Below are 770 nucleotides of genomic sequence, written 5' to 3' on the forward strand. Positions count from 1 at the left end.
GTGTCAGCCTTATTCACAGAAGGTGTAGATGCAGCTTGTTGAGTAGTGCGTTGAGATGACATCAACACTTCAGGTGGATCAAGAAGTACCGTGTACTCTCTGATGAGTTTTCCACCTCCAGCAGAGGCTGTTAGCAAAAAGTCCAAGAAAGGTTCTTTTACAGGTAGTTGCGAAGTGATTAAAACGCGAGGCTTTCCTGATTGCTCAACAACATCAAACTTTAACTGGCTCAGGATATAACTTCGGTCTAATCCTGCTTTTTCAAACTCGTCATTTGAGGCGATTCTGATTTCAAAACTCTCTTTTTCTTCTGTAGAGAGTGAGTTGATATCAATCGTTGCTTTGAAGGGCTCATTAAGTGCTGACATGACTTTAATTTCGCCCAAACCAAACGCATAACTCGTTAAGGGGGTGAAAAAGCCTATCGTTGATGCGACAGCGATACTGGCAAAAAGCTGTTTCTTCATTTTCATCCCCTTAACTTCCTTATCTAGCTTATTTTAAAGGTACTTTTCTACTAACACTTCTGCAATTTGAACACTGTTAAGTGCCGCACCTTTACGTACGTTATCAGCAACAACCCATAAATCCAGTCCTTTATCATGGGAAATGTCTTCACGAATACGTCCGACAAATACAGGATCCTGACCTGAAGACTCTGTCACTGCTGTTGGATAACCACCATCTTTACGTTCATCAAGCAGGACAATACCGTTTGCTTTTTCATAAAGTGCCTTACATTGTTCAGCAGTGATCGTGTCACGCGTTTC

At 41.7% G+C, this 770-nt stretch carries 2 protein-coding genes; both read right to left on the minus strand.

What is annotated here, in order from left to right:
* Positions 1-467 (minus strand): type IV pilus assembly protein FimV (locus tag B4K20_RS02170; protein ID WP_414683360.1); only part of this gene is annotated, 467 nt, incomplete at its 3' end.
* 33 nt (positions 468-500) lie between these two features.
* Positions 501-770 (minus strand): Asd/ArgC dimerization domain-containing protein (locus tag B4K20_RS02175; protein WP_289281730.1); only part of this gene is annotated, 270 nt, incomplete at its 5' end.

Origin of the sequence: Methylophaga sp. UBA5088 (genome assembly GCF_002414625.1) — a bacterium.
GTDB classification, from domain to species: Bacteria; Pseudomonadota; Gammaproteobacteria; order Nitrosococcales; family Methylophagaceae; genus Methylophaga; species Methylophaga marina.